The organism is Atribacteraceae bacterium (assembly GCA_035477455.1).
Lineage (GTDB): Bacteria > Atribacterota > Atribacteria > Atribacterales > Atribacteraceae > DATIKP01.
Window position 1 is genome coordinate 1 of the sequence record DATIKP010000165.1, and the last position, 14439, is coordinate 14439.

Below are 14439 nucleotides of genomic sequence, written 5' to 3' on the forward strand. Positions count from 1 at the left end.
ATGAACCATATCTGATGTTTCTCATAGAAAACCCCTCCCTGGCCGGGTATTTTAATGAAAAAAATCTGGAAAGTCACCTCCGGAATGTGCAAAAATACCTAAAAGCGGTAGGGGAGGACCTGGATATCATCCAGGTAGGGGACGACCTGGGCACCCAAAACGCCCCCTATATTTCACCACAACTCTATCGCCGGCTAATCAAACCGTACCAAAGAGCGCTCTATGAAGAGATTCATCGGTTGAATCCCCGGATCAAGCTCTTCCTCCACTCTTGTGGGAGCATTTATGACCTGATTCCAGATCTTATCGAGATCGGCGTGGACATTCTCAATCCGGTTCAGACTACCGCAGCGAAAATGGACCCGGTTCAGCTCAAGCGTGAGTTTGGCCGGGACCTGGTTTTCTGGGGTGGAGGGGTGGAGACCCAGGGAGTATTACGCTCCGGCTCCCTAGACGAGATACGCCGGCAGGTCCGGGAGCGCTTGCGGATCTTCGGACCGGGGGGAGGGTTTGTCTTCACCCAGATTCACAATATTCTTTCGGAAATTTCTCCGGAGAACATCATTGCGGCCTATCAAGAAGCCCGGCAAAATGGCGTCTATCCTTTAGGTTGAGGAGGAGATAAAATAGGGAGGGGTTTGATCGAGAGTCTGGCACAGTTTAGATAACTACCTTGACCTATGCGGCCAATACGTACCCTATTTGATGTCCGGAAGGGACAGAAATAGGTTCACCAGGCGGGGATCGAACTGACTGCCGCTGGACCGGGTGAGTTCTTGTCGGGCGGCGGCTTTGGCGATTCGCTTGCGGTAGGGCCGGCCGCGGGTCATGATATCGTAGGCATCGGCAATCGCGATAATCCGGGCAAGCAGGGGGATCGCTTCTCCTTTGAGCCGTTGCGGGTACCCGGTTCCATCCCAGCGTTCGTGGTGGGCGAGTATTACTTCGGCGATCCGGCTTAAGTCCGGGGAAGACTTCGTGATCCGATAACCGATCGTGGGATGGGTCTGCATCGTTTCCCATTCCGAAGGATTGAGTGGGCCGGGTTTGTCCAGTATCCTGGCGGGAATAGCGATTTTTCCCAGGTCGTGGAGCCGGGCGGAAAGTTCCAGGTCGTTCAGAGCGCTTTCCGGCAGAGGAAGAGCCGATCCTATTGCCCGGGCCAGTCGGCGCACCTGGTGAACATGGGCTTCCGTTTCCCGGGCAGATACCTGCAGAGACCCTTCGAGAAAGGCGATAATCGCCTGATGGGTACGGCGGCTTTCGGCCAGTTTGTGCTGGTACATCCGTTCTTCCGCCTCCCGGATCACACGGTCTAAGGGAGTATCCGGATCTTCTTTCATGGCGTATCCTGCCGAGACGGAGAGCGGGAGCTGATCGCTGGCAGCCTCCCGGCAAGCGTGATGCAGCCGTGCTATAACCTCTTCGATCACTGAGGGGTTGGAGTGGGGAAGGAGCACAATAAATTCATCACCGCCCCAGCGAGAGACGATGTCTTCCTTGCGGAAGGTTTGCGTGAGAGCGGCGGCGAAACGAATCAGAAGTTCGTCGCCCCGGTCATGACCGAAGGCGTCGTTGACCAGCTTCAAGCCGTTCACATCGGCCAGGATAATAGCGAACGGCAGTTCACGGCTGTTTCCCAAACGGTGAAACTCTTCCTCGAAAAAAGCCCGGTTGTAAAGACCGGTAAGATGATCGCGAAAAGATAATGCCCAGATGCGTTCTTCCGCCTTTTTCCGTTCGGTGATGTCCCGGCAGAAAACCGTGACCCCCAGAATCTCCCCTTGCTCATTTCGTATCGGGGATTTGGACGTTTCGAACGTTTTGCGCTCTCCCCGGTCAAGGATCGTCTCCTCGACCACCAGAGGTTTCCCGGTGCGCATTACTTCCTGATCGTCTAAACGGTATTTTTCAGCCAGGTCCGGGGGATGAAATTCATAATCGCTTTTTCCCACGGCTTGCTTGGGATCGTTCAAACCAAAACTCCGGCAGAAGGCGTTATTCACGATCAGAATCCGCCCCTCGCAATCTTTGAGAACGATCAGACCGAGCTGGTTGTCGATAATAGCCCAGAGCTGTGACTCACGTAGCCGCAGCGCTTCTTCGGTTGACTTCAGACTGGTGATGTCCCGGGTTATGCCCATGGTTCCGATGATTTCTCCTCCCATCCCGCGCATGGGAACCTTGGTCGTGGAAACCCACCGATATTCGCCCGCGCTTCCGATGCGCTCCACTCGGCCAACCAGGGGGATCCCGGTGCGCATCACGCGGTCTTCGTCTTCTTTGGCCCAGCGAACATGCTCTTTGGTGAAGAAGTCGTGATCCGTCTTTCCCAAAGCCTGGTCGGGGTGATTGACTCCCAGTGTGCGCGCCTGGGCCTGGTTCACCCGGAGAAATCGACCGGAGCGGTCTTTGAAATAAATGTTGGTGTCCGGGAGGGTCTCGATCAGCGTTTCGGTACGCAGGCGTTCCTGGGCTAAGGTTTCCTCATAACGGCGACGCTGTTCGGCGTTGGTGAACAGTTCGGCCAATATGCGTAAAAGGCTGATTTCCTCCTCAGACCAGGTCCGGGGCTTCCGGACAGAGTCAAAGCCGACGAATCCCAGGCATTCAGTCCCGTTCATCATGGGGAGCATGATCATCGAAAAAACGTTTTGGCCTTCAAGATAGCGGCGTAATGCTTGATCGGGGGAGAGGGCCTTAACCAGCGGAACGAAAAACAGTTCACCCCTGCGGTGAGCCTGCACGACTTCGGGAAGAGAGCAAAAGGGGATTCTTAATTGTGTTTCATGTTCCGGAGTGATGCCCTGGGCACACCACTCGAATAAATTGGCCATTATTTTTTCTTTGAAGTCATACAAGTTGAGATAGCAGCGGTCTGAGCGGGTGAAAGTCCCCACCACCGCCAGGGCTTCCTGTAACGCTTCATCGATTTTTGTGGGAGGGAGGTTGATAAAGCGGATGGCCAGGTTCAGAATCAATCGTTCCCGATCCCATCTTTCCTGGCCATCCCGATCCGGTTTCCAGTTTGTCTCGGCTGGGTTCATCAGGCAGACACGCTAGCCGGGATTCGGATTGAAGACTTGAATCCGAAAACGTTGGCTTCCGGAGATATCATCTTGTTCATAGACGCTTTCTGGGGTTGTCTCAAAAAGCCATTGTGCAAGATCGCCAATGGGGGGGCGTGCCGAGACGAAAGCCGATCGGGGTATTCTCGAAGAACCTGAAAAGGATAGATAACGCGGGGGTTCGATTCGCATATTCCCCAATTGAGAGAATCCGTTTTCCCTCTCCGTATCTGTCCATGGTTTCACCTGAATACAATACTTCCCAAACTATTCTACCAAAAAAACTATCCCCAGGAAAGAGCCATCCCAAGCGAAGTCAGGCAACACCTGGAAACTTACACATAATGTCTGAGCATTGCGCAATGCCTTCGTCTCAATCCTTACGTCTTTCGATATTTACGGAAGAGGTTCAGCACGTTCCCGGCGGAGGGAAGGAAGGAGATAACGGATGACGATGGAGAGGATGATTACCCCGCCTCCTACCAGAGCCCAGGGACTTGGGATTTCCAGAAGCAGCAGGAAAACCCACAGGGGGTTGAGAATCGGTTCGATCACTGGTATCAGAGTCCCTTCCAGGGCGGTGACCTCCTTGATGGCTTCCGTATAAAAAAGATAGGCCAGGCCGATCTGGACCACACCCAGGAGAAGGAGGCTCAGCCAACTTATCCCATCGGTGGGAAAACCGAAACCCATGAAAGGAAGGCCGATCAGGACGGCGACCAGGTTTCCCAGAAAAACCGATTCCAGGGGAGAGGCATCTTTTTGCTGGCGGAGGAAAACGATCAGGAAGGCAAAGGATAGACCGCTTCCCACTGCGACCAGATTTCCCAGAATGTTGCCGATGGCCAATCCATCGAAGAAAAAAAGGGTCATGCCTCCCAAAACGGCGGTGATGGTGATCCAGTCTTTCCGACCGGCCCGTTCCCCCAGGAACCGATGACCCCACAGGGCGACGTAGACCGGGGCTCCATATTGGAGAAGAATGGCGTTGGCCGCAGTCGTCATTCTGTTCGCGGTCACAAAAGAAATGACGGTCATGGCGTAGAATATGGCTGCAGCGATTTGGGCCCGTGACCAGGTGAATTTGGGGCGGCGCAGATACAGGAATATGATCGGACAAGCGATGGCACTGCGCATACCGGAAATGGCCAGGGGATTCCAGTCCACGATCTTGATCAATAAACCACCCAGACTCCAGCATAAAGCGGCACAAAACAAAAAGAAAATTGCCCGGATTCGCTTCGGCGGGGTCTTCTGCATATATTCATTATACATGGGCGTAAATGCGGTGAATAGTGAACGGTGATGAATAAACAGAGAAAGAAAGGGATGTTTATGCGGGAATCTATGAGCTAAAATAGGAGGGAAGGTTGGAAAAAGGCTGAGAGAGGGTGGAAAAAGATTGGAGGAAGGGGCTTGAGGGAAGGGCAACCTTACACCGGCAACTGTTTACCGATCACCAATCACCATTCTATGAGTCTTATTCTGGTGATCAATCCGGGTTCCACCTCGACCAAGCTGGCCGTATTCGATGGGGAGGAGTGCCGGATACGCTACACCATCGAACATTCATTGACCGAACTGGCGGAATATAGAGATGTTCTGGAACAGGCTGACTTTCGGCAGAGACAGGTGGTCCAGTTTGTCCAGAACCAGGGATTTTCACCAGAAGCTTTCTCGGCTCTGGCCGTGAGAGGGGGGATTCTCCGGCCCTTGCCAGGTGGAGTCTACCGGGTGGATGAAAGGATGGTGGACGATCTGTCTACCGGCCGCTACGGAAGGCATGCCTCCAACCTGGGAGGGATGATCGGGTTGACTTTGGGCCGGGAATGGAATGTTCCGGCCTATACAGTGGACCCGGTCGTCGTGGATGAGATGGAGGAGGTAGCCCGGTACTCGGGCCTGGCGGGAATTCCCCGCCTGAGCCGATCCCATGCCCTCAACAGCCGGGCGGTGGCCCGAAAAGTCGCCTTGGATCTAGGCCGGAGTTATGAGACAGTGAACCTGATCGTGGCCCACCTCGGGGGCGGTGTTTCTGTTTCCGCCCATCGGCAGGGACGCATGATCGATGTCAACAATGCCCAGAGTGAAGGTCCGTTTTCCCTGGAGCGGACCGGAACGCTGCCGGTGCTGGCCGTCATCGACCTATGTTTCGAAGGTCAATATACCCGGGAAGCATTGTATGGGTTGATGACCGAGCGGGGTGGTCTGTTTTCCTATCTGGGGACCAAGGACTTCCGAGAAGTGGAAGAGCGCATCAGCGCGGGAGAGGGTAAGGCGCAAGAGATAGTCGAGGCCCTGGCCTACCAGGTGGGTAAGGAAATCGGAGCGATGGCGGCGGTATTGGTCGGACAGGTGGATCGGGTGCTCTTAACCGGAGGACTGGCACACTCTCGGTTACTGACTGATTTGATTGCTGAACGAGTGGCTTTTATCGCCCCCCTGGTGGTCGTGCCCGGGGAACACGAGATGGAGGCCCTGGCTTCCGGGGCCTTATCGGTGCTCCAGGGGCACGAGACGGCAAGGATTTATGGGGAGGCTTGATTGATGAGTTTCGAAAACTTCCGGCAGATCATCCGGGAGGTGCAAAAAATCGGAAAATGCCGTCTGTGTGTGGCCGCCGCCGCGGATGAAAAAGTCCTGGCCGCAGTTCGGGAAGCCAGGAAAGAAGATTTTGTGGATATAACCTTGCTGGGCCATGAAGAGTGGATCTGGCGGCTGGCCCTTAAAACCGGCTTGAATCTCCGGGGTATTGAGATCATCGATGTGGCTGACCCGGTCGAGGCGACCGTCCGGGCGGTAGCCGAAGTTGGGAGTGGAAAGGCGGACATCCTGATGAAAGGGATGGTCAACAGCGCTGATTTTCTTCATGCCATTCTCGACCCATCAGGGGGGTTACGCGGTGAGGGGATCCTCAGTCACCTGGCCGCCCTGGAAATCCCCGGGTATTACCGCCTCATTTATGTCAGTGACGGCGGCCTCAACGTCAATCCGGATCTGGCCCGCAAAAAGGTCATACTCCACAATGCGGTGCGTTTTCTTCAGGCCATCGGGATCGCAGAGCCCCGGGTGGCGGTGCTCAGTGCCAATGAAAGAGTGTCGGACAAGGTGCCCTCGACGGTGGAAGCCAGAGAACTGAAGAAGATTGCTGAGCGGGGGGAAATCATGGGAGCTCTGGTCGAAGGTCCGATCAGCCTGGACGCAGCGATCGATGAAGAAGCGGCCCTCCATAAAGGAATCGAGAGTCCGGTCGCCGGGCATGCGGATCTCTTGCTCGTACCGGATATCGATACTGGCAACGTCTTGGCCAAGGCGGTCATATATTTTGCCCGGGGCCGGATGGCCGGGTTGATTCTGGGAGGGAAACGTCCGGTCATCCTGACCTCCCGCAATGAACCACATTACGGGAAACTGGCTTCCATCGCTCTGGCCGCCTACTCCATCGTCCGGGGACGGCCGGGATGAAAAGACCAGGCATGCTTTAGATCGGTTTTTTGGAGAAATCATGAGCATAGGTAAAAGGGAGGAACGAAATATGGAATTGACGGAAGCGATTCGAACCAGGCGGAGCATCAGAAAGTATCGGAAGGAGCCTCTTACGGAAAGTACGATTCGGGAATTGTTGGAACTGGCCACCTGGGCTCCCAGCGGGATGCATCTCCAGCCCTGGGCTTTTACGGTGATCGAGGATCAGGATTATCTACAGGATTTTTCTGACCGTTGCAAGGATTATGTGCTCAAAAACCTGATGCAGGCACCGGAGTTGGCCCGCTATCGGGAGATGCTGGCCGACCCGACGTATCACCTGTTCTACCAAGCGCCGGTCCTGATCATGATTTACGGTGACCAAAAAGCGTTTTCCGCGGCCTACGACTGCAGTATGGCTGCCCAAAACCTGATGTTCGGTGCCTGGGACCGGGGGATTGGTTCCTGCTGGATCGGCTTTGCCCATGAGTATGGTAACACTCCGGAAGTAAAAGCGGAATTGAAAGTACCGGGAGGGTATGACCTGATCGCACCCATAATCCTGGGGTATCCGGCTGCGCCGGGAGAAGAGCGACCCCGCAAACAACCGGTAGTGCTGTATTGGAAACGGTAGTCGTTTCCGGTGCTATGGTTCCCTCCTCACCGCCGTGATAATCCTCAGCAGAAAAAATCTTTCCGGTCAAAGAATCCCTCTCAGGGAGTGATGACCAGGGGAGTTAACCGGTCGGTGCCCGACGGCAGCGAGCAGGAAAATTGAGGAGGGGATGTTTGCTTACAGAGCGGGAGTGTCCCGGTGATTGCCGGAGCGATCCCCTGGTTTTTCCTCGCGATCGGTCAAGGCCAGCACCCCGGCGATGATGATCAACACACCGGGAACCAAAAATCCAATGAACAGAAAAAGAAAACCGGCAATACCAGCGATTAGGAGCGCAATGCCCGGGGCCGGCGATTTCCGTTTGACCATTGTCGCTGCGACCAGCGCGATGATGGCCCAAGTCAGGGACAGGAGACCTCGGAGTGTAGTCAGTGTGCCGATAAAGGGGAAAATACGGTCGATGGGAAACGGAATCTGGACATGGGAGGGGATCGCCCGGGCAAGGAAGCATACGACAAAACCGGCGGCGATGGCCAAAGCCGACACAATCATTCCCAGGATACCACCAATGATCCCCAGGATCATGGCTGTATTGTTCATCAATCATCACTCCCAAAAATCATCACTCCCTAATGTTATCATTTTCCACCCAGGTTTGTCACCCCGGCGCAAACAGGAGTGGAGAATTATGCTTGCAGTGTACGGCCCTGGATTCGATACTGAAGATCAATTCGGCAACGGTGGGTGGGGTGGTCAAAAGCGAGAGAGGGGGAGCCCCTCCAGTGGGCGAGGTCCCGAAAGATGTGTGCTTTGATGATGATCAAGGACACAGGCAGGGTCCGGTTGTAGGCGGCTGTTGTTGGTACCGAAAAACACTGTAAACATGCAATGGTCCCTTTTCCAGGACCAAGCCCAGGATTCCGCATCCGCAATACTCTTTGGGTGTGGTAGTATGGTCATATTTCCTTTCATTGTGTATAAACTACTCCGGTTTAATGCCATTTTCCTAAAATTTTACCGGGAAGGATGTTAGGAAAACGTTCGAAGTCAGGGGGGATTTCTGGATGATCCTGAAAAAGAAGCGAACGATCTACCTAAAAAGGGTTCGATGATCACTTGATCCGCTGCCGTTTCCTGTGCGAATATGGCTATACCGACAGGAACCAGGATAATTGTGCTCAAAGGATGAAAGCAGGAAAGGAGGTCGCTATGTTTCGTAAAATAGGAGAACAGGTCTGGATCTTCGATGCGGAGTGGGTACCCGACCCGGTCACCGGAAGGGTGATTTATGCCTTACCCGCTTCATTGAGCGATGAAGAAGTGGTTCGGGAAATGTGGAAGCGGGGAGGAGCGACCCCGGAGGAACCGATGCCTTTTTTAAAAACAGCCCTCTGTCGGGTGGTAGTCATTTCGATCCTGGTTAGACGCGAAAAAGAAGAAGAGATAACCTTTCATCTCCACTCGCTCCCTCTGACTCATGACAGTGAAAAGGACCAGGGGGAAGCCACCGTTTTGACCGCGTTTCTCGATGAGGTGGGGAAGTTCCGTCCGCAACTGATTGGCTACAATTCCCAGGGGTCGGATCTGAAAATAATCCTGCAGCGGTCTTTGGTCCATGGGATCCGGGCTGAGAAGTTTGTTCACCGGAAGGGCGGTCGCTGGGAGGAACCGGACTATTTTAACCGAGATAACGATTGGAATGTCGATCTTATGCGGATTATCGGAGAGCGGGGAAAAACCACTCCCTCTCTCCACGAAATCGCTGTCGCATGCCGCATCCCCGGAAAAATCAACGCGGACGGCGAACATATCGCCACCTTGTGGCTCAGAGGCGAGCGGGAAAAAATCATCATCTACAACCAGTATGATGTCTTAACCACCTATCTGCTCTGGCTTCGTCTTGTTCATTTCGCCGGTTTTATGGAAACGGAGCAGTTTAGGAATGAGGAGGAACGGTTTCGAGAGTTCGTTTTGAATGAAGCACGGGAGCCAAAAAGGTCTCACCTGGGGCATTTCATAGAGACATGGGACCACCTCCGGGGTTGTGGGATGGACAGGAATACCGGGGACAGGATATAAAGTCAGAGCACATATTTGGTCTATCATCCACCGTTTTGCTATTGTATTCTGAAAGGTGGAGTGAACGTCCGCAGAATTGAAAAAACCTGTCAGGAAAGCATTCAGCTATCAGGAGAAGGAACGGAATCAAGAAGGAGAAAGCCTTCTCTCCCAACAAGGGGAGATTGATACGAGGTAAGCGAATTCACAGGGAGGTACCATCAATGACCCCAAGAGAACGGGTGATCGCCAGCCTTAACCATCAGGAACCGGACATCCTTCCTTTGGATCTCGGTTCAACACTGATTACCGGTATCCATGTCTCCAGTCTCCATAAAATCAAAGTGGCCCTGGGCCTGATCAAACCCAATGAACCGGTAAAGGTTTTTGATCCTTTCCAAATGCTGGGCGAAGTGGATAATGAACTGCGCACGGTCCTGGGGATCGATACGATCTGCTTACCGGCGCCGAAAAATTTCTTCGGATTCAAGAACGAACGCTGGAAGCCCTGGATCTTTTTTGACGGAACGCCTCTTTTGGTGCCCGAGAAATTCAACACCCTCCCCGATGCCCTGGGAGACATTTATCAATACCCGGAGGGAGACACCAGCGCTTCTCCTTCCGGCAAGATGCCCGGGGGCGGTTTTTACCACGATGCGGTCATTCGCCAGAAGCCGATCCGGGGTGACCAGGACCTCCGGGTGGAAGACCAGATCGCCGAATATCAACCCTTGACTGAGGAGGACCTTGCGTATTATGAACGGGAAGCGCGGCGCCTCTATGAGGAAACCGATTACGCGGTAGTCTTCGGAGGAGTACCGGGAACCAACCTGGGCGATATTGCCCTCGTGCCCGGACCAACCATGAAAGAGCCGGCCGGTATCCGGGATGTCGAAGAATGGTACGTATCCCTGGTGACCCGGAAAGAGTATTTGAGCGAGGTATTCTCCCGAATGTCGGAGATCGGCCTGCGCAATCTGGAACGTTTCCACCAGGCGGTGGGCAGCCGTATCCAGGTCATTGTCCTTTCCGGTACCGATTTTGGTTCCCAGAGTTGTCCCTTCGTCTCCCCGATATTGTATCGGGAACTCTTCAAACCCTTTCACCAAAAGATGAACCAGTGGATTCATGAACATACCAAATGGAAGGTCTTCATCCATACCTGCGGATCGATTTGGGACCTTCTTCCCGACTTGCAGGAAGCCGGTTTCGACATTCTCAATCCGGTGCAAATCTCCGCGGCGAAAATGGTTCCTTCCGCTCTTAAGCGGGATTTCGGAAAACAGTTCACCTTCTGGGGAGGGGGTATCAACACTCAGACGACCCTTCCCTTTGGTACGGCTCAAGAAGTCAAGGAAGAAGCCCGGGCCCTGATCGAATCATTCCAGCCGGATGGCGGATTCGTTTTTGCCGCGGTACATAACATCCAGGCTAATATCCCGGTGGAGAATCTCCTGGCTTTGTTTGAGGCTCTCAACGAATACCGGTAAGCGATCAGAGAGTTTAAATAAGGAGGTAAAATGAACCGGGAATCTGTGCCTGAACAAGCGCAAGGCGTCGCTTATTCAACTCACCACTCACTGTTCACGATTCACGGTATTTGAACCAATACCTGGCCGGACTCCAGGACAAGCGTCAGCTGTTTTTCCCGCTCCAGGGCACTGACATACCCCGCCAGAGCCGAACGACTTAGAAAGTAGGTTTCGATGGTTTTCGCCGGCGCGAGTCTTTCCATAGCCGATTGGATCAATCCGTCGAGTGTGACGGTGCCCTCTCCGGCGATTTCCAGGCAAGCGTTGAACGCCCGTTCGATACAGGAGCGGTTTCCGGCGAGCAGTTCCCTTCCCCCGGCACTCCCATGGGCGGGAAGGAACCGTTCATAGTGCTTTTCCAGGGTCTTCAGGGTTTCCAGGGCCTGAAGCGGGTTGTAGTGGTAAAGCAGAGGATATTTGACCAGTATTTCTTGTCCGAATAGCGCATCGGACGTGAACAGCATCCCATCCCAGGCGATGCCAAAAAGGGCTGGAGAGTGGCCTTGGAGAGGGACGAAATCGATATGGGGATAGCTCTCGAAGGCGAGTTCCTGAACTGGAAGGTCGGATGGTCCAAGCAGCCAACGGGTGGCCAGGGCTTTTGGAAAGTATCCGCCATAGAGAAGAGCCGGTTCGAGATCGGGATTGATCAGAAAAGGAAACTCACCGGGCGGGGCGAAGATCCGGACGGCGGGTGACGATTTCAGAAGGTATTTAAGTCCGCCGTAATGGTCGGTGTGGGCATGGGTCATCCAACAGGCCCCTACCGCTCCGATTTCCCGGAGCAGGGTTTTCACCAGATCTTTTCCAATTCCGCAATCCACCAGGATTTTGAGCTCTTTGTCGTAGAGAAAATTTTGGGCGCCGATGACGATAACATGCCAGGCGGTCATAGTGGGTTAAGCATAAAAGAACTTCATTGCGGTGTCAAATCAGCGTGAGAGGACGGCGGGACTTACCGAAAAAGCTTCAGGCAATGGAAAGGGCGCGGTCGGGTTTCTTCATGCAACCCTGCAGTTCCGAGCGACATTTTTCATTCCGGTAACTTCTATATTGATAACGAGGGAGGAGAAGACCTTGAGCAAAAAGGTGGTCATTATCGGTGGAGTGGCGGCGGGCCCCAAAGTCGCGGCGAAGCTTCGTCGCCTCGACCGTAATGCAGAAATAACCATCATCGAACGGGGTGAATTTCTTTCCTATGCCGGATGTGGTCTGCCTTACTACGTGAGTGGAGAGATAGAAGAACAACGGGAATTGATGGAGACTTCCGCCGGGGTGATGCGGGATCCCGAGTTCTTCGAGAAAATCAAGGGGATCAAAGCCTTGAACCGGACCGAAGCGGTCCGGGTGGACCGAGAGAAAAAAATTGTGGAGACCCGTCATTTGGATTCCGGAGAAGTGAGCCTCTGGCCCTATGATACGCTGGTCTTCGCCACGGGAGCCAGGGTCGCCGTGCCGCCGATCAAAGCCCGGGATAGCGATCTCCCCGGAACCGAACTTTCGGTGATGGATCTCTCCCGCGTCTATACCCTACACGGCATTGAAGATGCCGAGGCGATCAGGTGGATCATCCGGGAGAAACTCGCCAAAAAGGCAGTGATCATCGGCGGCGGCCTCATCGGCATGGAAATGACCGAAAGTCTGGTCAAGAGCGGGCTTTCGGTCACCATAATCGAAGTGCTTCCCGAGATCCTGCCGATCCTGGACGAAGATATGGGGATCCTGGTCCGCCGTTATTGCCAGGAAGAGGGGGTGACGGTCCGGGTCGATGAACGGGTTCTACACTTTGAGAGCCAGGAAGGGGTGCTTAAGAGGATCGTGACCGATAAGGGGACTTATGAGGCCGATATGGCGATCATAGCCACCGGATTTCGGCCCAATACCGATCTGGCCCGCCATTGCGGCCTGGAGCTTGGTGCCACCGGCGGGATCCAGGTGGATATGTTCATGAGGACCTCAGATCCTAATGTCTTTGCCGTGGGTGATTGCGTGGAAACCCAAAATCTTGTCTGTTCCCAGCCAGCCTATCTACCCTTGGGATCGCTCGCCAACAAGCAAGGGCGGGTGGCGGCCATCAATATCAATGGCGGGAACGAAGTCTTCCGGGGAGGGCTGAATTCCGCGGTTTTCAAGATCTTCGACTACTCGGTAGCCCGCGTGGGGATGAGCGTGAGACAGGCCCGGGAACTGGGGTATGATGCCGAGTACGCCCTGGTGCCCGCTACCGACCGCGCCCATTACTACCCTGGCTCACAGAGGGTGATTAGCAAACTCATCGGAGACCGGCATAGCGGCAAGCTGCTCGGAGCTCAATTCGTCGGATCAGGTGAGGTGATGAAAAGCGTGAATACCGTGACCACCGCCCTCCATTACGGCGGGTCGGTGCAAGATCTCTCCAGTCTCGACATCCCCTATGCTCCGCCTTATGCCTCGGCTATCGACAATGTCTGCGTGGCGGCGAATGTTCTACGTAACAAGTTCGATGGGTTTATGACCGGCATCTCACCCTCGGAGGTGGAAAAAAAGCGAAAACGAGGAGATGATTTCCTGCTGCTTGATGTACGGACTCCCCGGGAGTACCAGGAGGTGCGAATTCCCGATAGCATCCTCATTCCTTTGAGTACGCTTGCCCGGAAGGCCGAGGAACTTCCCCGGGACAAGGAGATAATTTGTTTTTGTACTGTGTCCCTGCGCGGCTATGAAGCCTCCCTCATTCTGAAAAACGCCGGATTTTCGAAACTGCGGGTCATGGATGGCGGGATTGCTTGTTGGCCCTATGCGCTGGAGCGTTGAAGAACGGAGAACTGAACAAGAGAGGTGTCTGTGTGTGGAAGAAATGGTTGGTGATCATCGGGGTTTGTTTTGCCGGTTTTCTGATTGTTTTCCTCTCCCTGGAAAACCGACCTCCGGAAGCGATCGGAGAGGTCGGTGAAGAAGAGGAAGAAGAGGGCGTTGACGTGCAGCCGGTCATTATGCGGGATATCCAGATCCGGGGATGGGAGGACGGCCGGTTGAGTTGGGTTCTCGCAGCCCAGGAGATGGAATACAACAAAGCAACCTCCCAGGCGCTGAGCCGCGGAGAAGTCGAATTGCTGATTTTACGGGAGGACGGGGAAAAAAGAGCGGTTTTGAATGCCGGGAGAGCTTCCATCAACCTCGATGCCGGAGATTTTCATTTCCAGCATCAGGTTCAAGTCGTGTCTGCCGACGGGAACCGGATTGTGACGCAGTCTCTCCTCTACCGGGATGAAACCAAGGTCCTGGAGGCCCTTACCCTCACCCGAACCTATTTCGGGGAAAACTCTATCGAATCCCTGGGATTGATCACCGATCTGGATTTTACGCAACCGGAATTTCTCGAAGTTTCGCAAGGGCGCTTCGTGATCGGATCGACACCGAACGAACAACCTGAACCCGAAGTTCAACCTGATATCGCACAAGAACCCGTAGGTTAGGGCATTTTTAATTAAAAATTTGATTTTGCTGCAAAAACTCATTTCAGCAAGGCCCCGTTGCCATCAGCCCCGCCTCATCTGGCATTTTCTGGCACGCCTCAATGACCACGTCCGGTTGCAGTGCTGCTGAAAAGGCCATCCTTGGCATATTTACTTCGAAAATGCGGTGATTTCGGCGGCTGATTTAGGCAACTCAGACCCCGGCTTCCTTCGTTCTTTTGCAGCAGAATTACTTATTGCAGTAG

General features: G+C 54.0%; 12 protein-coding genes. 8 read left to right on the forward strand and 4 right to left on the reverse strand.

Going from position 1 to position 14439, the window contains the following annotated elements; all coding sequences use genetic code 11:
• Window positions 1-614, forward strand: a 614-nt coding sequence (locus VLH40_09860; protein ID HSV32306.1) for a uroporphyrinogen decarboxylase family protein, incomplete at its 5' end; no start/stop codon positions are given.
• A gap of 84 nt (window positions 615-698) precedes the next feature.
• On the opposite strand, the gene VLH40_09865 is transcribed toward VLH40_09860, so the two are convergent.
• Both VLH40_09865 and VLH40_09870 read right to left on the reverse strand, forming a co-directional pair.
• Window positions 699-3047, reverse strand: coding sequence for a PAS domain-containing protein (locus tag VLH40_09865; GenBank protein ID HSV32307.1), 2349 nt, complete (start codon window positions 3045-3047; stop codon window positions 699-701).
• Between the two features lie 417 nt (window positions 3048-3464).
• Entirely contained in the window at window positions 3465-4343 is an 879-nt protein-coding gene (locus VLH40_09870; GenBank protein ID HSV32308.1) for an EamA family transporter, read from the reverse strand.
• A 141-nt stretch (window positions 4344-4484) separates the two neighbouring features.
• On the opposite strand from VLH40_09870, the gene buk reads away from it, so the two are divergent.
• From buk to VLH40_09885, 3 genes are all read left to right on the forward strand, one after another.
• Window positions 4485-5612, forward strand: coding sequence for a butyrate kinase (gene buk / locus VLH40_09875; GenBank protein HSV32309.1), 1128 nt, complete (start codon window positions 4485-4487; stop codon window positions 5610-5612).
• A 3-nt stretch (window positions 5613-5615) separates the two neighbouring features.
• A complete protein-coding gene (locus VLH40_09880) occupies window positions 5616-6533 on the forward strand; it encodes a bifunctional enoyl-CoA hydratase/phosphate acetyltransferase (protein ID HSV32310.1) in 918 nt (305 codons plus the stop codon).
• 70 nt (window positions 6534-6603) lie between these two features.
• Window positions 6604-7167 carry a nitroreductase gene (locus VLH40_09885; GenBank protein ID HSV32311.1) on the forward strand — a complete coding sequence of 188 codons (564 nt, stop codon included), beginning with the start codon at window positions 6604-6606 and terminating at the stop codon, window positions 7165-7167.
• 159 nt (window positions 7168-7326) lie between these two features.
• Here VLH40_09885 and VLH40_09890 read toward each other — a convergent pair whose 3' ends face one another.
• Window positions 7327-7749, reverse strand: coding sequence for a hypothetical protein (locus tag VLH40_09890; protein HSV32312.1), 423 nt, complete (start codon window positions 7747-7749; stop codon window positions 7327-7329).
• A 609-nt stretch (window positions 7750-8358) separates the two neighbouring features.
• Here VLH40_09890 and VLH40_09895 point away from each other — a divergent pair.
• Together VLH40_09895 and VLH40_09900 are read left to right on the forward strand one after the other, a co-directional pair.
• Complete coding sequence (locus VLH40_09895; GenBank protein HSV32313.1) at window positions 8359-9228, forward strand: hypothetical protein; 870 nt, start codon at window positions 8359-8361, stop codon at window positions 9226-9228.
• A gap of 203 nt (window positions 9229-9431) precedes the next feature.
• A complete protein-coding gene (locus VLH40_09900) occupies window positions 9432-10697 on the forward strand; it encodes a uroporphyrinogen decarboxylase family protein (GenBank protein ID HSV32314.1) in 1266 nt (421 codons plus the stop codon).
• Between the two features lie 101 nt (window positions 10698-10798).
• On the opposite strand, the gene VLH40_09905 is transcribed toward VLH40_09900, so the two are convergent.
• Complete coding sequence (locus tag VLH40_09905; GenBank protein HSV32315.1) at window positions 10799-11632, reverse strand: MBL fold metallo-hydrolase; 834 nt, start codon at window positions 11630-11632, stop codon at window positions 10799-10801.
• Between the two features lie 184 nt (window positions 11633-11816).
• Between VLH40_09905 and VLH40_09910 the strand changes: the two genes are divergently transcribed.
• On the forward strand, window positions 11817-13532 hold the full coding sequence (locus tag VLH40_09910; protein ID HSV32316.1) for an FAD-dependent oxidoreductase: 1716 nt from the start codon (window positions 11817-11819) through the stop codon (window positions 13530-13532).
• A gap of 32 nt (window positions 13533-13564) precedes the next feature.
• On the forward strand, window positions 13565-14194 hold the full coding sequence (gene lptC / locus VLH40_09915; protein ID HSV32317.1) for an LPS export ABC transporter periplasmic protein LptC: 630 nt from the start codon (window positions 13565-13567) through the stop codon (window positions 14192-14194).
• Window positions 14195-14439 lie beyond the last annotated feature (245 nt).